This is a genomic window from Rahnella sp. CFA14(1/10), from assembly GCF_004195095.1.
Lineage (GTDB): Bacteria > Pseudomonadota > Gammaproteobacteria > Enterobacterales > Enterobacteriaceae > Rahnella > Rahnella perminowiae.
The window spans coordinates 464,308-485,695 of the sequence record NZ_SEWS01000001.1 but is presented as its reverse complement, the minus strand read 5'-3'; the positions used below and the strand labels follow the sequence as shown (position 1 = coordinate 485,695).

The window sequence follows — 21,388 nt, the reverse complement described above, 5'->3', positions numbered from 1 at the left end:
GTTCAAAAAATTTGGCGGGATAAAGAAGAGCAATTCAGCGCGGTAAAAGTCAAAAAAAACGGTCAGCACCGAGGCTGACCGCGACAGACACAGAATTAAAAACAGACAATGAAAGACACAACTAAAACCAGATCTTAACGGAGGGCTTCGTTCTTCATAACAGAGTAACGGCCGCTACCCAGGAACATAATGGCCAGGCTACCGAAGAAATACAGAGCTTCACCTTCCAGTCCCCAGGCACCCACTTCGGTGACGGTGAAGAATTTGCCGCCAACAACCAGGAAAACGGCCACTAAGATATTGAATGCCAGAATCAGCGCGGCAGGGCGGGTGAATATACCCAGAATAATCAGCACCGGCGCGATCACTTCACCTATATAGGCACCGTAAGCAATAAAGCCAGGCAGGCCATCAGCTTGTAACATCTGTGCAATCCAGCCCACACCATTTTCCACTTTTGCCACACCGTGGAATAAAACTAAAATACCAAAAGTCAGACGCAACAAAAGCTTACCGAAATTCTGATGATCAACAGCACGGGTAAAGGCGGTGTTCAGTTTAGCCAACATAATGTGTTCCTTTTAAAGGTAACATGCCTGTTCAGAGGCGGGGGTCACGCGGCTCCAAAATAAGCGGAGTAATCACGTGGAGAAATGATGGGGAGAGTATTGGCCTAAACAGGATCGGATAAAATCTGATAAGTTTGAAGAAGTTTGTGAAAAAAATTGATGAAGCAAATCAAAAAACCGGACCAGCGACGGTGGCCGGACCGGTTTTGATTGATTAATCGCTAAGGGGTTTGTAGAGCGAAGGCTCACCCTGCGGGCGTGTTTTAAACCGACGATGCAGCCACATATACTGCTCCGGTGCCTGGCGGATCTCGTTTTCCACCACTTTGTTCATGTACGCTGCGGCAACCACTTCGTCATCCAGCGGGAAGTCAGCGACCTGAGGGTGAATAATCATCTCATAACCTTCACCTTTCGGCAGTCGTCGCGGAGTGAAGGGAATAATCGCCGGTTTGCCCATGCGTGCCAGCAGATATGTCCCGGTTGTGGTGGCGGCCTTATCTACCGCAAAAAAGGGCACAAATACGCTGGCTCGCGGACCGTAGTCATGATCCGGTGCGTACCAGATGATGTCGCCTTGCTTGAGGCTGCGGATCATCCCTTTGAGATCTTTGCGATCCAGCATCCCTTTGTTAGACCGCATACGGCCTTTGGTCTGGATCCAATCCATCAGCTTGTTATCGTGAGGACGATAAACGCCCACGCCGGGATTATGGATCCCAAAGATACGCGCACCCAGTTCCAGCGTCAGGAAATGCACACCGATTAGCAGAACCCCTTGTTTATTCTCTCTCGCATGCTGGATATGTTCCAGACCGCTGACTTTGAACCAGCGCTCTATGCGCCAGTCTGGCCAGAACCACGCCATGCCAGTTTCAAACAAGCCCATGCCGACGGACTCGAAGTTTTTCAGTATCATATCTTCGCGCTGTTCCGCACGCATGTCCGGGAAACATAATTCGAGATTACGCCGGGCGATTTTATAGCGACGTTTCAGGAAGCGCATTGAGAAGCGGCCCAGGCCGGTACCGATGCGGTAAATGACCGGGTAAGGCAGTAACACCAGCACATAAAGCAGTCCCAGACCCATCCAGGTGATCCAGTAGCGCGGGTGCAGTAACGAACGAGTAAAGGTTGGTACCTGAGTCATAGAATCTCTGCGTCAGTGAGTCGAAGTAGAAAGTTTATAAGCTCTGTCTAATGCAGCAGCCTGCCACAGAAACACGGACACATATTCATCCGGAATATGCGTTGTACGTTATTTTTTGCAGCAAAGTGGAATATTGTGGCATTTTTTCGGTGTGAGGTGAAAATCCACGGCACTAATACCTCATTTACTTATAGTTTGCGTGAATGTAAAACAAAAAGTACGCATTAATTTCCCGGCATATTCACTCACCATGATTCAAATATCAGTAGAGAATGCCTTTTTGTCAATGAAACGGGCGACACTACCGCCGCCCGGGATCACGTTTGCGAAATGCCGTTTCTGGCGAGTCCCGCGTTAATGTTAAGTCAGGCGATTATTTCGGCAGAAAAAGACCTTTGACGCTGTGAGGCTCGCTGCGCCAGTACTGTTTCGGCGCAGCCACTTTTTCCCCCAGTTTTGCCGCCGCATGCCAGGGCCAGCGCGGGTTGTACAAAATGCCGCGCGCCAGAGCAATCATGTCTGCCTGCCCGGTGCCGATAATCGCTTCGGCCTGTTCCGGTTCTGTGATCAGACCCACCGCAATCACCGGCATTTTTACATGGCGCTTAATGCTATCCGCGAAGGGGACCTGATAGTTCGGACCCACCGTGATTTTCTGCTGCGGGCTCAGGCCGCCGCTGGAGACGTGGATGTAGCTGCAACCCAGCTCGTCGAGCGCTTTGGCGAGTTCAACGGACTGCTCCAGATCCCAGCCCCCGTCTACCCAGTCGGTCGCAGAAATGCGTACGCCAATCGGTTTTTCTGCCGGGAATGCCGCACGGATTTCCGTGAAAATTTCCAAAAGCAGACGCATGCGGTTTTCCAGAGACCCGCCGTACTGATCGGTGCGCTGGTTTGAAAGCGGTGACAGGAACTGATGCAACAGGTAACCGTGCGCGCCGTGCAGCTCCAGCAGATCAAAGCCCAGGCGATCTGCGCGGCGAACCGTATCAACATAGGCTTTTTTCAGTTCTGCGATACGTTCCGTGGACATCGCCAGCGGGGCTTCGGTACCTTCCGCGAAGGCCAGCGGTGAGGGCGCAACCGTCTGCCAGCCGCCTGCGGAGGGAGGAATTTGTGCACCGCCATTCCAGGGGGCAGCGCACGAGGCTTTACGCCCGGCATGTCCGAGTTGCAGACCGAGTGGCATATCACTGTTTTCGCGTAAGCCGGTCACTAAATCCTTCATGGCAGCTTCGGTTTCATCATCCCATAAGCCTAAGTCCTGGGCCGAAATGCGTCCGACGGCTTCAACAGCGGTCGCTTCAAGGATCAGTAAACCCGCGCCGGAAAAGGATAACTGCCCAAGATGCGCGTGATGCCAGGATGTGGCTTTCCCTTCGTCGGATGAATACTGGCACATTGGCGCGATCACGATGCGGTTAGCGAGGGTCAGCTTCCCTAAGGAAATCGGTTCAAAAAGCTTACTCATGTTTTATGCCCCTTAAAATTCAGCGTGGTGATGGACTACAAGGATAGATAACAACTAAGAGTAGGTTATCGCATTTCAAAAATGGGCAATGAACAGCAGGTGTTTTTTCTTCTGCCGAATTTTCAACGTAAGATGTCCTCGTTGTTGCTTTAATGTATAATCTTGCCGCTTCAAAAGTAGCTATTCGGTATTCAATAGTTAAATTTCCCTGAAAGACAGGAACGTACACCATGCCAGTGTTACATAACCGTATTTCTAATGAGGAACTCCGTGCGCGCATGTTGGCTGAAACTGAGCCCCGTACAACGGTTTCTTTTTATAAGTATTTCCAGCTTGAAGATCCAAAGGCCTTCCGTGACGCTCTGTATGTCAGTCTGACACGCCTTAACGTGTTTGGCCGTATTTACGTGGCAAAAGAAGGGATTAACGCGCAAATCAGCGTACCGCAGAGCCAGTTTGAAGCGTTTAAAACCGGGTTGTTTTCCAGCCATCCGGCGCTGGATCAGGTCCGGCTGAATGTTGCGCTGGAAGATGACGGTAAATCCTTCTGGGTGCTGCGTCTCAAAGTGCGTGACCGCATCGTAGCGGACGGGATTGATGATGATTCTTTCGATCCGTCAAACGTAGGTGAGTACCTGAAAGCTGAACAGGTCAATGCCATGATTGACGATCCGGACACCTTGTTTGTCGATATGCGTAACCACTACGAATACGAGGTGGGGCATTTTGATAACGCGATTGAAGTCCCGTCTGACACTTTCCGCGATCAACTGCCCATGGCCGTTGATATGCTTAAAGAAGACAAAGATAAGAAAATTGTGATGTATTGCACCGGGGGCATCCGCTGTGAGAAAGCCAGTGCGTACATGCTGTACAAAGGTTTTAAGAATGTGTATCACGTGGAAGGCGGCATTATCGAATATGCTCGTCGTGCCAAAGAGAAGGGTTTACCTGTTAAATTCAAAGGCAAAAATTTTGTGTTTGATGAACGTATGGGTGAGCGTATTTCTGATGACGTGATTGCGCATTGTCATCAGTGCGGTACAGCCTGTGATAATCACACCAACTGTAAAAATGACGGCTGCCATCTGCTGTTTATTCAGTGTCCGACGTGTGCAGCGAAATTTGACGGATGTTGCAGCGAAATCTGTATGACAGAGCTGAAGCTACCGGTAGAAGAACAACGGGCTTTGCGCGCGGGCCGCGAGAATGGCATAAAAATTTTCAATAAATCCAAGGGATTATTGCAAACCACCATGCATATTCCGGCACCTGAAAACGACTGACCGGTGTCTATAAAAAGCCCTGAATGGCGGGAGCGATTCAGGGCCTTTACGTTGGCGGCAGGAATTATTTCTCCTGCACACCCTCGACAGAAATGATCAGCTCAACGTTCTGCGATGCCGGGCCCAGATCGGTCGTGATACCGTAATCCTTCAGTGCGAGGGTGCCTGCCGCTTCAAAGCCAGCACGGTAACCGCCCCACGGATCCTTGCCCTGACCGAGCAATTTCGCCTGTAATGTTAAAGGCTTGGTGACGCCGTTAAGCGTGAAATCGCCGGTCACTGACAGGTTTTCACCTTCTTTTGTCACTGACGTTGATTTGAACGTAGCCTGCGGATGTTTGCCAACATTCAGGAATTCAGCGCTGCGCAGATGTTTGTCACGCTCGGCATGATTCGTAAAGACGCTGGTGGTATTGATGGTGACATTGACTTTATCCGCAGCCGGATTTTTCTCATCAAAGGTGAATCCGCCATCGAAATCGTTAAAGCTGCCATACAGCCAGCTATAACCTAAATGCTTGATACGAAATTCAATAAACGCGTGCTGACCTTCTTTGTCGATCTTGTAGCTGGCTGCCGTTGCCGAACCCGCCGCCAGTAACAGCGAGGCCAGCGTTAAACCCAGAGTGGTCTTTTTCAACATGGTTATTCTCCGTTTATCCATAATGTGAACAACATAAGTAAAGAGCAGAACGTAAACCGGATCAGCGCCCCAGCATGCGCATCAGGGTGCTGTCGCGATCGATGAAATGATGTTTAAGTGCGGCAAGGGCGTGAAAACCTGAAATGATGACAATGCCCCACGCCATCCACAGATGCAGGGTGCCCGCAATATCAGCCTGTTGTTCCAGCCCAAACAACGTAGCAGGTACCTCAAACCAACCGAAGACGCTGACCGGCTGGCCTTCAGCCGTTGAAATCAGATAGCCGCTGATCAAAATGCCGAACAGGCCGATGAACAACAGAACGTGAGCCAGCCAGGCGCCGATGCGTGTTTTCGCGCTGTAACTGTCCAGCGGTTTGGGTGGCGGAGAAATAAACCGCCAGGCGAGACGAAATACCATCGCAGCAAAAATCAGGATGCCGACACTTTTATGTATTTCTGGCGCACGGTGATACCAGGTATCGTAATAACCCAGTCCGACCATCCATAATCCCAGTGCAAATAAACCATAAACAGCCAGAGCGACGAGCCAATGAATTAACATGGAAATAGAACCAAAACGGACGGGGGTATTTTTCCAGTGCATAGGATGGCGTTCTCAGTAATAAGGTATTGCTGAAAATTAAACACTTAGAAACATCTTGGCAAACTATTATTTTCAAATGTTGCAATTAATTCAACTCATTCATTATTTTTGATGATTTTAAGGAGTTTTTGTTCAGTAGTTTTGTTATTTTTTGATGTAAACGAATTTTGGCATAGTTGATCCAGTACAGGAGATGCTTTGTAAGGATTTGTCACCAACCGTAAAGTTATTTCTATTTCTAAAAAACTGAGTAAAAATTATAATTCCGGCTGTGATTAATACGATGTGGTGTTTTTATTTCACCCGTTGCGCAGCAAAGAATAATGGATTTTTTATTCAGAATAAGAATCTAAATGGTGATTAAATAAAACGTAAAGAAGTTAAAGGTTCATTCACAAGCTGATCGAGATCAGCTTGTGATATCAGACAATATTTATAATCCTCAATAATTCTGATTAGGAATTTTTTTATAGATTATTATCTGATGTTGCCGGTGTGTGCATTTTCGCTGAATTAAAGGTGCCACGTCCGACATCACATGGAGAGTGACTTTATGTTTCCTGCAATGCGTCGTTTTATGGCAGTGCCTGTACTGCTGACCCTCTTATCATTCCCCCTGACCGGTGCGGCTGCGCAACTTCTGCCAGCGGTGACAACAGTGACAATTGCTACCCAACCTGATGGCGTCAGCCGCACATACCTGGGTCGCCTTGAAGCTGTTCAGGCCGTCAATGTGACCAGCCGTACCGAAGGCTTTATTGCCCGTCGTGCCTTTGAGGAAGGGCAGTTTGTGAATGCAGGCGACGTTTTGTATGAAATAGAACCCGCTTTGCATCAGGCGGCTGTCGCGCAGGCCAAAGCCCGGTTAGACAGTGCCAATGCCACCGCGCGTCATGCCCAGACCCATCTGAACCGTATACAGCGTCTCGGTGATGCGCGGACCGTCAGTCAGTCAGACGTTGATGCTGCGCTGGCCGCGCGTGATACTGCCCGTGCAGCCGTCACACAGGCGCAGGCAGCGCTGAAAACTCAGGAACTACAACTGAGCTACACCCGCATTACGGCCCCCATTTCAGGGCGTATCGGCGTAAGCCATTTTCATACCGGAAGCCTGGTGAATCCGGCCAGCGGTGTGCTCACGGAGATCGTGCAGCTTGATCCGGTGCGCGTAGTAATTTCAGTGAACGAACGTGATGTTCTCAGTGCCAGCCACAGCAGTGGCACGCTGCAGGACGCTTTCATGGCCGATAACATGATGCTTTCTCTGCGTTTATCTGACGGTTCGCCTTACATGAAAGCGCCGGTGCTGGAATCCATCGGTAACCGTATTGATGCGCAAACAGGCACTTTACCGGTCAGGCTGACCGTAGCAAATCCTGATCATCGTTTGCTGCCGGGGGGCACTGTGAATGTAGCGGCAAAGCCGCGTTCCGGACATTCACTGCCGGTATTACCTGCGCAGGCTGTGCAGCAAAATGCGACAGGGCATTTTGTTTTGCTGGTCAATGCCGGGCAGCGCGTAGAAGCGCGGCTGGTGAGGCTTGGCGCGCAGATCGGACACGGTTATTTCGTCATAGAGGGCTTGCAGGGCGGAGAAAAAGTCGTGACCGAAGGCCAGCAATGGATCCGACCAGGAATGGAAGTGAACGCACGGGCAACCGAAGCCCCGGATATGGCCGCGAAAAAACGTTAAGGAACAACGATGCTCCAGAAATTTATCAAAAGACCCCGTTTTGCAGTGGTTATTGCGCTGGTGACGGCGCTGATCGGTGCCGTCGCCCTGAAGGTTATCCCGGTTGAGCAATATCCGGATATTACGCCACCGGTGGTGTCAGTCAGTGCTATTTATCCCGGTGCGAGTGCACGGGACGTCGCGGAGTCTGTTGCTGCGCCGATCGAGGCACAGGTCAACGGTGTCAGTAACATGCTTTATATGTCATCGAACAGCGGCAATAACGGCAGCTACACGCTGACTATTACCTTCGCCAGCGGTACTGATCCGGATACGGCAGCCGTCGAAGTACAAAATCGTATTTCACAGGTCAGCTCCCGTCTTCCGCCAGAAGTGCTGAATACGGGCGTGTCGGTGCGCAAACAGGCTTCCAATATACTGATGGGTATCAGCCTCCTTTCACCGGAGAAAACCCATGACATGTTATTCATCAGCAACTTTGCCAGCATTCAGTTGCGTGATGCGCTGGCACGTGTTGATGGCGTAGGTGATGTTCGGGTTTTTGGTTCGCGTGACTACAGCATGCGTATCTGGCTGGATCCGCGCAAAATGGAAGCGCTGGATGTCAGCAGTATGGAAATTAGCACCGCGATTAATAATCAGAATGTGCAGGCTGCGGCCGGGCAGATTGGCGCATCACCGAGCCCGTCAATGCAACAGCAAACCCTGACGATCAGCGGGGCAGGGCGTCTGAGTTCAGCGCAGGAGTTCGGCAATATTATTGTGCGTAAAAACGCGCATGGCGGTACGGTGCGTTTGCGCGATGTCGCCCGTATTGAGCTGGGCGCGCAGGATTATCAGGTGAATGCGACACTGAACCAGACACCGTCAGCTTTTCTCTCGGTATACCCCGCGCCGGGAGCGAATGCGCTGAGTGTGGCGGACGCGGTGCGTGAGGAAATGTCGCGTCAGGTGCGCAATTTCCCTGATGATCTGACTTATGAAATCAAATTCGACTCGACCCGTTTTGTCAGTGCTACGCTCGATGAAATTACCGTTTCACTGGTGCTGACCTTTATCGTCGTGCTGTCGGTTGTTTACCTGTTTCTGCAAAGTGCACGGGCGACATTTATCGTCGCACTGACCATTCCTGTTTCTTTGCTGGGCACCTTTGCCGTGCTTTATGCCTTTGGCTATTCCGCCAATACTCTCAGCTTGTTTGCCATTATTCTGGCGCTGACAGTCGTGGTCGATGATGCCATCGTGATGGTGGAAAACGTGGAGCGTCTGATGATGGAAGATCCGTCGCTCGGGCGTGTGGCTGCAACCCGTGAAGCCCTGAAGCAGATCGCCGGGCCGATCATCGCGACTACCGTGGTATTGCTGGCGGTGTTCGTTCCGGTTGCCGTTCTGCCAGGGATTACCGGCGCACTGTATCGTCAGTTTGCTGTCACGCTGTCAGCAGCCGTCGTTTTATCGAGTATCAACGCGCTGACTCTGACCCCTGCGCTTTGTGCATCCCTGCTGAAACCGCGCCCGGACAAACCGGCACGTGTTTTTCGCGGGTTCAATCTCGGGTTGGAGCGCGTCCGTAACGTGTATGTGAAAGCTACACGGGGGATCAGCAAAAATGTGTTTACCAGCATTGTGACGGTTTGTCTGATCGGCGGAGCCAGCGTATGGGGCTACAGCAGTTTGCCAAAATCCTTTCTGCCAGATGAAGATCAGGGCTACTTCTTTGTGAATGTACAGTTACCTGATGGAGCATCATTAAACCGTACCGATGTTGTGCTTGAACAAATGCAGCAGATTATGCAGAAAGACCCGGCGGTCGAGGATGTGATCGCTATCAGTGGCTTCAGCCTGCTGAGCGGCGGGAGCTCGCCAAATGCCGCCTTTGGTATTGTATTGCTCAAGCCATGGGGCGAGCGTAGCCGTGTGGATCAGGTGATCGGGCGGCTGCAACCGGCGATGGCCGGCATTCCTTCTGCGATAATTATGGCCATAAATCCGCCCGCGATTTCCGGATTAGGTACAGCATCAGGGCTGGATTTGCGTTTGCAGGCATTACAGGGGCAATCCCCGCAAGAACTGGCTGCCACAGGGCAGGCGCTGATCCAGGCCGCTAATCAGGATCCCAGCCTGAGCCGCGTATTTACCACCTTCAGTGCGTCCGTACCGGAAATTGCCCTGAGTGTGGACCGCGACCGTGCAGCGTTGATGCAGGTGCCGGTCAGCCGTATCTTCGGTACGTTACAGACGTCACTAGGCGGGGTTAACGTCAGCGATTTCATCATTAATAACCGTCTGTTTAATGTGCAGATGCAAAATGAAATGGAAGACCGCCAACGTGCAGACCAGATATCTGCACTGACGGTACGCAGCGACAACGGCTCACTGGTCAGCCTTGCGAAGATGGTTGAACTGACACCATCGTTGGGTGCGCCATTTATTACCCAATATAACCAGTTTCCTTCCCTGGCGATCAGCGGCTCGGCAGCACCCGGTATCAGCTCCGGTGAAGCTATGGCACAGATGGAACATATCCTGAACGGGACATTACCTGCGGGTTACGCTTATGAATGGACCGGCATGTCATTGCAGGAAATACAGGCTGGCGGCCAGGCCATTCTTATCTATGCGGCTGCATTGCTGTTTGCGTATTTGTTCCTGGTGGCGCAATACGAAAGCTGGAGCATCCCTCTTATTGTCATGATTTCCGTGATATTTGCGGTGTTTGGCGCAATCGCCGGCCTGCATCTAGCAGGACTAAGCAACGATGTCTACGCTCAGATCGGCATGGTCTTGCTCATAGGGCTCGCAGCGAAGAATGCCATTCTGATCGTTGAGTTCTCGAAAGCCAGAAGAGAAGAGGGGGCGTCGGTACATGACGCGGCTCAGGATGGGGCAAAACAGCGTTTCCGTGCGGTAATGATGACCGCAATCTCATTTATTCTTGGGGTGTTACCGCTGGTCATGGCATCCGGTGCCGGAGCCATGAGCCGCCATATCATCGGCGTAACGGTGTTCAGTGGGATGTTGTTATCCACGACGGCAGGGATCTTATTTATTCCGGCACTGTACGTACATATCCAGCGTCTGCGTGAGTGGGTGAAATCTCGCTAAAGGATCCGGCCAGTTTCAGGAGAAAGATGTGCGTAAAATGATCGTAACAACTCAGGGCCTGAAAGCTGTTGTAATGATGGCAATGCTGGTAGTTATCTTCGCGGGAATTAAATCCGCGGCAGATATTATCGTGCCCTTTATTCTGGCGCTTTTTCTGGCTTTCGTATTGAATCCGCTGATTGTCTTGCTGGAGAAATGGCGAGTGCCCAGGGCATTGGCTGTTTTGCTGGTGGCGACATTGGTAATTTGCATGATGGTTTTCCTCACGACCAAACTGCTGGTGACACTCAATGAGTTTGCCCGTACATTGCCACAATATCGCGGACTGTTAGTTGAGAAACTCAGTGATATCGAAGCCTGGTTTCCGCAAAGCGGGCTGACGCTATCCTCCGAACAACTGGCCGGATACATTGATCCCGCGGCGACGCTGAATCTGGTCAGTAAGTTGATCAGCTATTTGTCCAATGCGATGGCGGGGTTGTTCTTACTGCTGATGACCGTTGCATTCATGCTGCTTGAAGTCCCGCAACTGCCCTACAAAGTGGAACAAATGTCAGATGATCCGGACAAAGGCATGGCGAATGTTCAGCGTGCGCTGGACAGTGTGACACGCTATCTGGTGATCAAAACACTGATCAGTGTGGTAACGGGGCTGGCTGTTTGGGCCTTACTGGCGGTTACCGGCATTCGTTTTGCTTTTCTGTGGGGGATGCTGGCTTTTGCCCTTAATTACATTCCCAACATAGGTTCTTTTATCGCGGCTATCCCGCCGATCATTCAGGCCTTTCTGTTTAATGGTTCCACTGAAGGATTGATCCTGACGGGGGGATATATCCTGATCAATCTGGTTTTCGGCAGTATTATTGATCCGAAAATTTTGGGGCGCGGATTAGGTTTATCGACACTCGTGGTCTTTATGTCGTTGATCTTCTGGGGATGGCTGATGGGGCCGGTTGGCATGTTGCTTTCGGTGCCACTGACGATTGTGCTCAGGATAGCGCTTGAAGCCACAGCGGCAGGCCACAAAATTACTGTGCTTCTGGGTGATTGTCCCGCAGAACGCAAAAGTTAGCTTTTCTCTTCGAAATGATGAGCGAGCGCATTCACTGTTCTGCCATGAGGGTAGGGGTACAGGCGTGCCATGACGTCCGTTGCAGATTTCTGCAGTTACAGTACAACCTGGCGGGAGGCGGAGAATACAGGGAAAATATTTAAAAAAGTGAGAAAGAATGCCGTCACGTAAAAATGCCCTGAATGAGCAGGGCATTCAAGATGTTCGCAGATTTAGCTGTAATTTTTGTAAATCATCTGCAGGTCGTCTTTAATCTGCCGGCTGATGGGCGTTGCTGAAATATCATCAATCGGCCAGAATAAATACTTAATCAGATTGTAAATGAAACAAAACTCCAGCCGGTTACGGACTCGGATTTTTTGCGCCAGATGCCGTTTATGAACATAAACAGTACGGCTGCTGATGTTTAATTTTCTGGCAATGCGATAGTTCGGCATTTCAGACATCCAGTAACTCATCACCAGAATTTCCTGATCGCTCAGTAACGTTTTTGGCAGGCCGATGTTATTTATCGGCATAAATGCTTCAGGGTCTTCAGCAATCTGTTGCAAGAGGGCGGTGAGCGACTGCTTGTTGAGAATAGAGACTTCACGGGTTACAGCAATTGGCGTTTCGGTATTCGGATAGTGAGCATCAACGTAACAGTATATTCGGGCGCTATGACGAAATTCAAAGAAGGTTTTTAATTCTTCAGATAGTTCTGCAGTATGGCAATTAACCGTCATATTTACCAGGATAATATCTGGTTCGAATTCAGGAATTAAATTAAGGGAATGAGAAATATTCACAGTATCAATAATATCAAGGCTATTATTTTCAACGAGATAAGAGAAAATTCCTAAGCGCGTAAAACCACAGGGTTCAATTATACAAACTTTCATATCACATCCTTGTCATGCGTAACATTACGCGCAGGAAACCACTCCTGTGATTTCTGTATCCAGCATAGATTCTTTTCTCTAATGCTGTCAATTCGGAAATGCGAGTCTGTTGATCTTGTTCAAACTGGAATTAGAAAAATCATAAAGAAAATAAAATGATAACCCCCGCTAAATATCCACGAGGGTAGAAAATATTTTACATTAATTGAACCGATTAAGAGAAAAGGGAGTAAGATCAAAAGGAATAGGACGATTGTTACCGAAGAGGCTAACTATTTCTCCTAATACACTGGCGAATTTAAACCCATGACCACTTAGCCCCGAAATCACTAACGTATTTTCTCTTTCCGGCAGGGTATCAATAATGAAATCTTCATCAGCCGTCATATCATAAGTGCATGAGGCACCACGCAAACTGACACCCACGCCCGGGAGGAAATGGCGGAAGAAATTGAATGATTCCGTTCCATCCTGACTGAAGCTGCCAAAAGATTTACGTTGTTCAGGTTCGGTTATCCATTGACCACCATTATGTTTCCCCAATTTCAGTTCATCCTTAACAGAGGGGAATCCATAATACTGGTCACCTTGCAGCGTTTCGAGCGTAAAGGCGGGAAAATGGTTTTCTTCACTGTAGCGGCCATCTGCATGGAACCAGGCAAACACTTTACGCAAAGGTTTAACGGGCAACGCTGGCAGGATTTTTGTGACCCAGGTTCCCGCTGCTACCACCAGTTTGGCTCCGCGGTAGACTCCGTCAATCGTTGTCACTTCAATGCTATCATCCAGCCAGTTAATGCTTTCAACAGGGCAGTTGAATAGCTGCGCACAACCGGCTTCCCGCGCAAGGCGAATATACGCCGACACCGCCATTTCACTTTGCAGAAAACCCGAGTTGGGTTCGTACACACCGCAATAGCCGTCCTGTAAGGTGAAAAGAGGCCATTTTTCGCGGATTTCGGCCGAACTGAGAGATTGTGTGACCAGACGGTAGGTTTCTGCACTGTGCTTAACATTACGGATAAATTCTGAATTTTCAGGACCTATGTTCAGAACGCCGCTGCGATGGAAAATCTTATCGTTGCTGAGTTCTGCCAGTTCATCCCAAAGCGTTTGCGCTCTCAACAGCATTGGCACATAACGTGAGCCTTCGCCGTAAGCGTGGCGGATAAGGCGTGTTTCGCCATGGTGGCTCCCCGCCTGATGGGGTGGCATTGCGCTGTCTATCATCAGCACTTTCAAGCCGGAACGGGTGGCGTAGTAACCTGCGGCTGAACCGACCGAACCGCTGCCTACGATAATGAGATCGTAATCCATAATTAAAACGTTCCTGTGGTGAGAGTTTTTAACAAGCTGGCTACGGGCATGATAGAGAGTTTACAGCGAAGAAGGCAAGCAGGGCGGAGGCAAAGAAAAAGGCACCAGGATAAATCGCTGGTGCCTCAGACGTGCAGGTAAAGATTAATGTTTACGGTGATCACTGTATTCGTACTCGTTAGATTCTATCTTTTCGATGCCGGCTTCAAGGATGGTAATGAGTTGCCGTGCAACGTCGGTAGTTAACCACAGGGTTCTGTCTACCTGAGCATCCTCTGGTGTCTGGTCTTTTGAAGACAGATAATGAAGGCGTATCATCATGGCGTCATAAGAGTCGACGGTACTGATATCCCAACCAACAAGCGGGTGTGTCTGAATAACTTCATCATTTCTGTCCATATAGACCCCTTATATTGTAGTGACTGACGTGAGTGACTATCTGAGGATCAATGCGGCTCATTATCATGTGAGCTATTTCAGTATAAACAGATAAAGCGATTTAGGGAGTGGTTTAAGAGAATTAAATTGTAAATAATTTGTGTTGATTATTTATTAAACGGAATAATCTGAAGTTAACCTAAATTTTATTTTTCAGAATAGTCTGTTTTATGCAGTAAAAAGGAATAAAAAACCGGACTGCGACGCCCGGTGAAATACAAAAATAGCCTTTCGGCGTGGTTTTAATAAACCTGATTATTATAGATAGGGGGGAGAGAATGAATAGCTTTTCAGAAATTCCATCGGCTTAGTCATCATTCTGATTGGAGAACCAGTCGTCAGCGCTTTCCCAGGTTTCCTGAAGAATTTCCTCAATCAGGTCGCGGTCAGTTTTTGCCCCGCCCAGAACAGACAGGCTATTTGCCCCGGCATATCGCACCTGGATTTTATTTTCGCGGTCGGAAAACTGTTTGTTAATTCTTTTACTCAATTCACCTGATAACGCGTCCAGCGCGCCGGCAGGCAGAGGCTTGGTTTTATCAATTGTGACTTCAACACGCATAGGACCTCCTGAATAGATTTGACTGTATATTTATACAGTCAAATCATGATCAGTGCAATACGCGCTGGTGAGAATTTGTTGTTAGTAAGACGTCACTTTCCAGGTCAGTGTCTGACCTGCCAGGAATGGCACAATAGATTCATGGCCTAAAACAATTTCTTCAGGCTGTGTCACCGGGATACGGGACAATTCGATGAAGTCTTCATTCAGCGGCAGGCCATAGAAACGCGGGCCGTTCAGGGAGCAAAACGCCTCAAAATGTTGCAGCGCATTGAGTTCTTCAAAGACGGTCGCATAAGCTGATAACGCCAGCGGGGCATTAAAGCAACCCGCGCAGCCACAGCTTGATTCTTTACGGCCTTTCGTGTGCGGCGCAGAGTCGGTACCCAGGAAGAAGCGATCAGCCCCGCTGGCGATAACTTCACGCAATGCTTCCTGATGAATATTACGTTTGAGGACTGGCAGACAGAACAGATGCGGACGTACACCGCCAACCAGCATGTGGTTGCGGTTGAACATCAGATGCTGTGGCGTAATGGTCGCACCCAGATACTGATTGCCAGAAAGAACATATTGCGCGGCTTCTTTGGTGGTGATGTGCTCGAAGACAATTTTCAATTCAGGAAACTGACGACGTACCGGATCCATGACTTCATCAATGAAACGGGCTTCACGGTCAAAAATATCTACATGGTTGTGCGTAACTTCACCGTGGATCAGCAAAGGCATGCCGATTTTCTGCATACGCTCCAAAACAGGATAAATCTTTTTGACATCAGAAACGCCATGCTGAGAATTTGTTGTCGCATTGGCCGGATACAGTTTTGCCGCAGTGAATACACCTTGTCCGAAACCGCGCGCAATTTCTTCCGGATCCAGAGAATCGGTCAAATAGCAGGTCAGCAGAGGAGTAAAGTTATGTCCTGCAGGCAACGCGGCCATAATCCGGTCACGATATGCTATCGCATCCGCCACGGTGGTTACGGGGGGTGTGAGGTTTGGCATAACAATGGCGCGACCGAATACTTCACTGGTGAAAGGTAACACCGTGCTGAGCATGTGGTCGTCACGAAGGTGAATATGCCAGTCATCTGGACGGCGGATTTTCAAAACTTGCGGTGTTGCGGTCATCAGGCAAAACTCCGGCATTGAGGGACAAAATAGAGAGAACAGGTGCGGTAATGGGAGCATTAACGGCGGGGAACAAGAATAAGCGTAAAAGCGTTGTGTTGCATCCGTTAAATAAAGTTCGTATTGAAATCAATGTATCGACAGGTTCATAGTGGGAATAGATTTTAGTCAGAGTGCTTCCCGGTACGCCCTGAAGCATGACCAAAAAAACAGGAGAATTATTATGGAAATCAGAGTGGTTGCCACTATTGTCGCTAAAGCAGAATTCAAGTCAAAAGTGACAGAAGCGTTGCTTGATGTCATTGAACCAAGCCGGCTGGAAGTAGGGTGCCTGCAATATGAGCTGCATCAGGATCTCGATACAGAGGGTACCTTTGTTTTCTACGAACGATGGGCCTCTGAAGAGGCGCTGAATCAGCACAACAAGACCGAGCATTTCCAACACTTTGCAAAAAGCCTGGAAGGTAAACTGGAGGAACTTACGATTCGCCGGTTGAAAAGTCTGGCCTGATCGGGTTGAACCTCTGGTCATTTTCTTTAAAAAAAAAACCCGCCGAGGCGGGTTTTTGAGTCTCACTGCTCAGCAGTTACTCGGATGGCATTTCAGGTTTGGTTGCCGGGGCTGTTGCAGTAGTGACTGCCGCATGACCACCTGCAGAACCTTTACCTTCAAAGTTGAACTCAGGGCGAACCCAGTCACTGTGACGAGGAGGCTCTTGTATATAGGCGGGTGCCGGAGCTTTCGTCATAGGCGCTGTCGCGTGGTGCTTGAAGCGAGGTGCAACAATCGCAGCTTCCGTGACTGCAGGCACGACTGCAACTGGCGCAGCTTCTGCAGCAGGTTTAACGTCAGCCACCGGTTCTGATTTCTCTTCAGCTTTCACTTCAGGTTCGGCGACTGGCACCGGGGCCTGAACTTCAGGTTCAGCGAGAACAGGTGTTGGTTCCACGACCACTGGCTCGTGTGCTTCAGGTGCAACGTCAACAACAGGCGTTTCCACGACGGGTTCAGCTGTTCCCGGTTCAACGAGAACTGGCTCTTCGGCAACAGGCTGCGCAACGTCGGTTAGTGTAGTTTCGGCTGGCGTTTCTTGTGCAACAGCTTCAACAACATCGGCAGGTTCAGCGGTTGACGGTTGTGCAACTTCAGCGATCTCAGACAGTACCGGCGTATTCGCCTGTGCAATCTCAACCTGTTCAGTCAGCACTTCAGGGGTTTCTGTTTCAGCAACCTGTAGTTCAGAAGACGGAGCAACCGGATAAGTGACCCAGACTTTACCCGAAGCCATTTCCGGAGAAACAAACGCACCGGCAAGTGGCATAGGTGACTGAGTCGGATAACGTTCATCACGATAACGACGACGACGTTGACCACTTACACGCAGGTGGCGTGGCGAGCGGCGTGAACGACGTGGCATACCATTTTCACGGCCATTGTCATTCTGATTATCTTCGTTATCGGTAATGTTTGTTGTTTCAGCATCAGAAGGTTCCTGCTCAGCAATCACAGGCGCCGCCGGGCGAGTGCCGGTGATCAATAGCTGTGCTGCAGCTTCTTCTTCGTGATCAACGTCTGTTTCAGACTCGAAGCGGATTTTATGCGATAACTGACGACGCTGACGGCGCTGAGTTGGCTGACGATCTTCCTGCTCAGTTTCATCAGCAACCACCGGCGCAGCAACCTGTTCAACGGCTGCGACTTCCTGAACTTTTTCTTCAGTCTGTGGTTTGCGCTTGTCTTCAGAACGGCGACGTGAACGTTCACGACGAGGCTGTTGTTGCTGTTCTTCACGCGCGGCCGTTTCAACCTCTTCGCTACGGGTTTCGGTAACAACCGGTTCCTGATTACGGCGGCCACGGCGCTGATCATCACGCTGTTCACGATTATTTTCGCGGCTATCACGGCTTTCGCCACGATTATCACGATTGTTGTCGCGGCCTTCGCCACGTTCACCACGATTACCGCGGTCATTGCGATCGCCACGTTCTCCGTTGCGCTCACGACGTCCGCCCTGGCGGCGTGGATTACGGCGTTCGTTGTTACGGCGATTTTCCGTTTCAGCCGCTTCCTGAGCCTCTTTTGGTGCTTCAACAGGTTTAACTTCCTGCTGTGGCTCAGGCGCGAACAAGCTTTTCAGACCGCTCAGAAGACGGCTGACAAAACCTGATTTTTCAGCAACAGGTGTTGCAGGAGCGTTAACTGTTGTGGTTCTGACTTTAACCGGCTCTTCGGTTTCGGTCGTCGGCTCAAAGCTGGACGGAGGCGCTTCGCTTTGCAGCGCAAACGCAGCCAGAGCGGGTTGCTCAGGACGACGACGCTCAGCGGGCAATTCTTCAGAAGGCTGCAGCATTTCTGCTTCATGAATCTGTGGCAGCAGATAGCTCAGTGCAGAGATTTCTTCGCCTTTACGAACACGCAGGACATGGTAGTGCGGAGTTTGCATTTGATCGTTAGGCACGATCACCGCGCGCACACCGCCCTGACGTTTTTCGATGGCATTCACCGATTCACGTTTTTCGTTCAGCAAGTAAGAAGCGATAGGCACCGGAACGATGGCATGGACTTCTTTGGTATTTTCTTTCAGTGCTTCTTCTTCGATCAGACGCAGAATCGACAGTGACAGGGATTCGTTGTCACGGACGGTACCGGTACCTGCACAACGCGGGCAGATATGGTGCGTTGATTCACCCAATGAAGGGCTAAGGCGCTGACGGGACATTTCCAGTAAACCGAAACGGGAAATGCGGCCGATTTGAATACGGGCGCGGTCCTGACGAACGGCATCACGCAGACGATTTTCGACTTCGCGCTGGTGGCGAACGGGCGTCATGTCGATGAAGTCGATAACAATCAGACCACCGAGATCGCGCAGACGTAACTGACGGGCAATTTCATCTGCTGCTTCAAGGTTAGTGTTGAATGCGGTTTCTTCGATATCGCCGCCGCGGGTGGCACGTGCGGAGTTGATGTCGATAGCGGTCAGCGCTTCGGTGCTGTCGATAACAATAGAGCCACCGGAAGGCAGACGGACTTCACGCTGGAAAGCGGATTCAATTTGCGATTCAATTTGGTAGTGACTGAACAGCGGAATCTCACCCACATACGGTTTAATTTTGCTGCTGAAATCAGGACGGCCCAACGCGGCAATATGTTCTTTTGCCAGATCGAGAATTTTCGGGTTATCGATGAGGATTTCACCGATGTCCGGGCGCAGGTAATCACGAAACGCCCGAACGATAACATTGCTTTCCTGATGGATCAGAAACGGAGCAGGGCGGCCTTCAGCGGCTTTCTTGATCGCATCCCAATGCTTGAGGCGGAAAGTCAGGTCCCATTGCAGAGCTTCTGCGGATTTGCCGACACCGGCAGTACGCACAATCAGACCCATGCCATCAGGCAGTTGCAGGGAGGATAAGGCTTCTTTCAGTTCAGTACGGTCATCGCCTTCAATACGGCGGGAAATACCCCCGGCACGTGGATTGTTTGGCATCAGAACCAGATAACTACCGGCCAGACTGATAAACGTCGTCAGTGCTGCGCCTTTATTTCCACGCTCTTCTTTATCTACCTGAACAATCACTTCCTGACCTTCGCGCAGCACATCTTTGATGTTCGGGCGGCCATGAGAAGCATAATTACCAGGGAAATATTCGCGGGAAATTTCTTTCAGAGGGAGGAAACCATGTCGTTCCGCGCCGTAATCTACGAATGCTGCTTCCAGACTAGGTTCTATGCGGGTAATTTTGCCTTTGTAAATATTCGCTTTTTTCTGCTCATGGCCCGGACTTTCAATATCCAAATCATACAGCCGCTGTCCATCTACAAGGGCAACGCGCAACTCTTCTTGCTGAGTTGCGTTAATCAACATTCTTTTCATCTTAACTTACTCATTATTATTCCATTATTGACAGAGCTGCGGGCAAAATGACCTCATGACCGGATAAACCGTTGGCCCCGAGTCTTCTCGCAAATCGTCAACCTCACGGCTGTCGCTTGCATAGGGGCGCATTATTTCGGTAAGTCTGCTTTTGCTGTATTAAAGACACCAGCGTTGTGAAAGCAGCACTTTTATTAGGGGAATAGCTTCTGAATTTACGTTAACAGATCTCATTCCGTTCGCCGGCCAAGCTGCAACCCGCAGCCCGCTAATTGCTTGATTTCACATTACGTCTTACGCCATTGCTGCGTTTTTGTGCGATCAGGCAAATCTATAATTCCTGCGTTTTCCCTAACTTAAGAGAAACAACGCCGAAAGTAACTTCATTATTCCATTGCAGGCACTGTGATAGCAAGGTGACTTTTCCCAAGCAGGTAAGATATTTACCTCAATGAGAGATGCGCCGCATTGTCAGAACCTGAGCTTTGTTAAAAAACAGAGGGAGTAAGAAGGTTTTCCGGCGCAGTTACTGGTAAAGTGAAAGTTAAGCACATAAAAATCAGTGGCGCGAACCGTGCCGGATATTTAGAATCGCGAGCCATGAAAACTGAGAATCCAACTGTACAATTAATCCCCATTTCTGACGACGAAGCCGGTCAGCGTATCGATAACTTCTTACTTAAAATCCTTAAGGGCGTGCCGAAGAGCATGATCTATCGCATAGTGCGTAAGGGTGAAGTGCGGGTCAATAAGAAAAGAATTAAGCCGGAATATAAATTAATTGCCGGTGATGAAGTGCGTGTCCCCCCCGTTCGTGTTGCTGAACGTGATGAGGCGCCTGTTTCCGCAAAACTGGATAAAGTCGCCGCGCTGGCGGATTGCATTTTATATGAAGACGAGCATTTGCTGATCCTCAATAAACCCTCCGGCACGGCCGTACACGGTGGCAGTGGCTTGAGTTTTGGCGTGATTGAAGGTTTGCGCGCGCTCCGCCCTGAGGCCCGTTTTTTGGAGCTGGTACATCGTCTCGATCGTGATACTTCCGGTGTTCTGCTGGTTGCTAAGAAACGCTCTGCGCTGCGTGCCTTACATGAACAATTACGTGTAAAAAGCATGCAAAAGGATTATCTGGCGCTGGTCCGGGGGGAATGGCCCTCACACTGCAAAGTCGTACAAGCACCTTTACTGAAAAATATTCTGCAAAGCGGTGAACGTGTTGTCCGGGTGAATGCCGAAGGCAAACCTTCAGAAACACGCTTTAAAATTGAAGAGCGTTATGAGTTTGCCACGTTGGTGAAAGCCAGCCCGGTGACCGGCCGAACCCATCAGATCCGTGTACACGCATTGCATGCCGGCCATCCGATTGCTTTTGATGACCGTTATGGTGAGCGTGATTTCGATGCCAGGCTGTCCGGAACCGGCCTTAATCGTTTATTCCTGCACGCAGCGGCGCTGCGGTTTGAACATCCGAATACCGGCGAGACGATGCGCATTGAAGCACCGATGGATGCCAAACTGCGTCACTGCCTGAAAGTCCTACGGGCTAAAACAACGGCACGTTAAGTTGTGAACAGTAAACAAAGGC

Annotated in this window: 17 protein-coding genes; 6 read left to right on the top strand and 11 right to left on the bottom strand. The window is 49.9% G+C overall.

Annotated features, from left to right (window positions below):
• Positions 1-134: 134 nt before the first annotated feature.
• The 3 genes from EVX52_RS02395 to EVX52_RS02385 all read right to left on the bottom strand — a co-directional run bounded on the left by EVX52_RS02395 (position 135) and on the right by EVX52_RS02385 (position 3,190).
• Positions 135-569 (bottom strand): DoxX family protein, encoded by a 435-nt coding sequence (locus EVX52_RS02395; RefSeq protein ID WP_129951852.1) that lies wholly within the window; start codon positions 567-569, stop codon positions 135-137.
• A 214-nt stretch (positions 570-783) separates the two neighbouring features.
• Positions 784-1,719 (bottom strand): Kdo(2)-lipid IV(A) acyltransferase, encoded by a 936-nt coding sequence (locus tag EVX52_RS02390; RefSeq protein WP_129951851.1) that lies wholly within the window; start codon positions 1,717-1,719, stop codon positions 784-786.
• A 373-nt stretch (positions 1,720-2,092) separates the two neighbouring features.
• Entirely contained in the window at positions 2,093-3,190 is a 1,098-nt protein-coding gene (locus EVX52_RS02385; protein ID WP_129951850.1) for an NADH:flavin oxidoreductase/NADH oxidase, read from the bottom strand.
• Between the two features lie 230 nt (positions 3,191-3,420).
• Between EVX52_RS02385 and EVX52_RS02380 the strand changes: the two genes are divergently transcribed.
• Complete coding sequence (locus EVX52_RS02380) at positions 3,421-4,476, top strand: rhodanese-related sulfurtransferase (RefSeq protein WP_129990522.1); 1,056 nt, start codon at positions 3,421-3,423, stop codon at positions 4,474-4,476.
• A 64-nt stretch (positions 4,477-4,540) separates the two neighbouring features.
• On the opposite strand, the gene EVX52_RS02375 is transcribed toward EVX52_RS02380, so the two are convergent.
• A complete protein-coding gene (locus EVX52_RS02375; RefSeq protein WP_129952140.1) occupies positions 4,541-5,116 on the bottom strand; it encodes a YceI family protein in 576 nt (191 codons plus the stop codon).
• A 64-nt stretch (positions 5,117-5,180) separates the two neighbouring features.
• Positions 5,181-5,726, bottom strand: coding sequence for a cytochrome b (locus tag EVX52_RS02370; RefSeq protein ID WP_129990521.1), 546 nt, complete (start codon positions 5,724-5,726; stop codon positions 5,181-5,183).
• Positions 5,727-6,279: 553 nt separating this feature from the next.
• Here EVX52_RS02370 and EVX52_RS02365 point away from each other — a divergent pair.
• The 3 genes from EVX52_RS02365 to EVX52_RS02355 are packed head-to-tail and all read left to right on the top strand — an operon-like array spanning position 6,280 to position 11,596.
• Complete coding sequence (locus tag EVX52_RS02365; protein WP_129990520.1) at positions 6,280-7,419, top strand: efflux RND transporter periplasmic adaptor subunit; 1,140 nt, start codon at positions 6,280-6,282, stop codon at positions 7,417-7,419.
• Between the two features lie 9 nt (positions 7,420-7,428).
• Complete coding sequence (locus EVX52_RS02360) at positions 7,429-10,524, top strand: efflux RND transporter permease subunit (RefSeq protein ID WP_129990519.1); 3,096 nt, start codon at positions 7,429-7,431, stop codon at positions 10,522-10,524.
• A gap of 28 nt (positions 10,525-10,552) precedes the next feature.
• Positions 10,553-11,596 (top strand): AI-2E family transporter, encoded by a 1,044-nt coding sequence (locus tag EVX52_RS02355; RefSeq protein ID WP_129951845.1) that lies wholly within the window; start codon positions 10,553-10,555, stop codon positions 11,594-11,596.
• Positions 11,597-11,808: 212 nt separating this feature from the next.
• Here the strand turns inward: EVX52_RS02355 and EVX52_RS02350 are convergent, their stop codons facing one another.
• From EVX52_RS02350 to pyrC, 5 genes are all read right to left on the bottom strand, one after another.
• Positions 11,809-12,477, bottom strand: coding sequence for a LuxR C-terminal-related transcriptional regulator (locus EVX52_RS02350; RefSeq protein ID WP_129990518.1), 669 nt, complete (start codon positions 12,475-12,477; stop codon positions 11,809-11,811).
• Positions 12,478-12,678: 201 nt separating this feature from the next.
• Positions 12,679-13,794, bottom strand: coding sequence for an N-methyl-L-tryptophan oxidase (solA, locus tag EVX52_RS02345; RefSeq protein WP_129951843.1), 1,116 nt, complete (start codon positions 13,792-13,794; stop codon positions 12,679-12,681).
• Positions 13,795-13,938: 144 nt separating this feature from the next.
• Positions 13,939-14,193, bottom strand: a complete 255-nt coding sequence (gene bssS / locus EVX52_RS02340; RefSeq protein ID WP_129951842.1) for a biofilm formation regulator BssS — start codon at positions 14,191-14,193, stop codon at positions 13,939-13,941.
• 346 nt (positions 14,194-14,539) lie between these two features.
• Complete coding sequence (gene dinI / locus EVX52_RS02335) at positions 14,540-14,794, bottom strand: DNA damage-inducible protein I (RefSeq protein WP_129951841.1); 255 nt, start codon at positions 14,792-14,794, stop codon at positions 14,540-14,542.
• 81 nt (positions 14,795-14,875) lie between these two features.
• A complete protein-coding gene (gene pyrC, locus EVX52_RS02330) occupies positions 14,876-15,925 on the bottom strand; it encodes a dihydroorotase (RefSeq protein ID WP_129990517.1) in 1,050 nt (349 codons plus the stop codon).
• Positions 15,926-16,148: 223 nt separating this feature from the next.
• Here pyrC and EVX52_RS02325 point away from each other — a divergent pair, with 223 nt between their 5' ends.
• Positions 16,149-16,436, top strand: coding sequence for a putative quinol monooxygenase (locus EVX52_RS02325; protein ID WP_129951839.1), 288 nt, complete (start codon positions 16,149-16,151; stop codon positions 16,434-16,436).
• A gap of 76 nt (positions 16,437-16,512) precedes the next feature.
• Here the strand turns inward: EVX52_RS02325 and rne are convergent, their stop codons facing one another.
• Positions 16,513-19,803 carry a ribonuclease E gene (rne, locus tag EVX52_RS02320; protein ID WP_129990516.1) on the bottom strand — a complete coding sequence of 1,097 codons (3,291 nt, stop codon included), beginning with the start codon at positions 19,801-19,803 and terminating at the stop codon, positions 16,513-16,515.
• 600 nt (positions 19,804-20,403) lie between these two features.
• Here rne and rluC point away from each other — a divergent pair.
• Positions 20,404-21,366, top strand: a complete 963-nt coding sequence (gene rluC / locus EVX52_RS02310; protein WP_129951837.1) for a 23S rRNA pseudouridine(955/2504/2580) synthase RluC — start codon at positions 20,404-20,406, stop codon at positions 21,364-21,366.
• The last annotated feature ends 22 nt before the right edge of the window (positions 21,367-21,388 follow it).

Coding starts and splice junctions, on each gene's coding strand:
- EVX52_RS02395 (WP_129951852.1), bottom strand. CDS start 569: ATGTTGGCTAAACTGAACACCGCCTTTACCCGTGCTGTTGATCATCAG.
- EVX52_RS02390 (WP_129951851.1), bottom strand. CDS start 1,719: ATGACTCAGGTACCAACCTTTACTCGTTCGTTACTGCACCCGCGCTAC.
- EVX52_RS02385 (WP_129951850.1), bottom strand. CDS start 3,190: ATGAGTAAGCTTTTTGAACCGATTTCCTTAGGGAAGCTGACCCTCGCT.
- EVX52_RS02380 (WP_129990522.1), top strand. CDS start 3,421: ATGCCAGTGTTACATAACCGTATTTCTAATGAGGAACTCCGTGCGCGC.
- EVX52_RS02370 (WP_129990521.1), bottom strand. CDS start 5,726: ATGCACTGGAAAAATACCCCCGTCCGTTTTGGTTCTATTTCCATGTTA.
- EVX52_RS02365 (WP_129990520.1), top strand. CDS start 6,280: ATGTTTCCTGCAATGCGTCGTTTTATGGCAGTGCCTGTACTGCTGACC.
- EVX52_RS02360 (WP_129990519.1), top strand. CDS start 7,429: ATGCTCCAGAAATTTATCAAAAGACCCCGTTTTGCAGTGGTTATTGCG.
- EVX52_RS02350 (WP_129990518.1), bottom strand. CDS start 12,477: ATGAAAGTTTGTATAATTGAACCCTGTGGTTTTACGCGCTTAGGAATT.
- solA (WP_129951843.1), bottom strand. CDS start 13,794: ATGGATTACGATCTCATTATCGTAGGCAGCGGTTCGGTCGGTTCAGCC.
- bssS (WP_129951842.1), bottom strand. CDS start 14,193: ATGGACAGAAATGATGAAGTTATTCAGACACACCCGCTTGTTGGTTGG.
- dinI (WP_129951841.1), bottom strand. CDS start 14,794: ATGCGTGTTGAAGTCACAATTGATAAAACCAAGCCTCTGCCTGCCGGC.
- pyrC (WP_129990517.1), bottom strand. CDS start 15,925: ATGACCGCAACACCGCAAGTTTTGAAAATCCGCCGTCCAGATGACTGG.
- EVX52_RS02325 (WP_129951839.1), top strand. CDS start 16,149: ATGGAAATCAGAGTGGTTGCCACTATTGTCGCTAAAGCAGAATTCAAG.
- rne (WP_129990516.1), bottom strand. CDS start 19,803: ATGAAAAGAATGTTGATTAACGCAACTCAGCAAGAAGAGTTGCGCGTT.
- rluC (WP_129951837.1), top strand. CDS start 20,404: ATGAAAACTGAGAATCCAACTGTACAATTAATCCCCATTTCTGACGAC.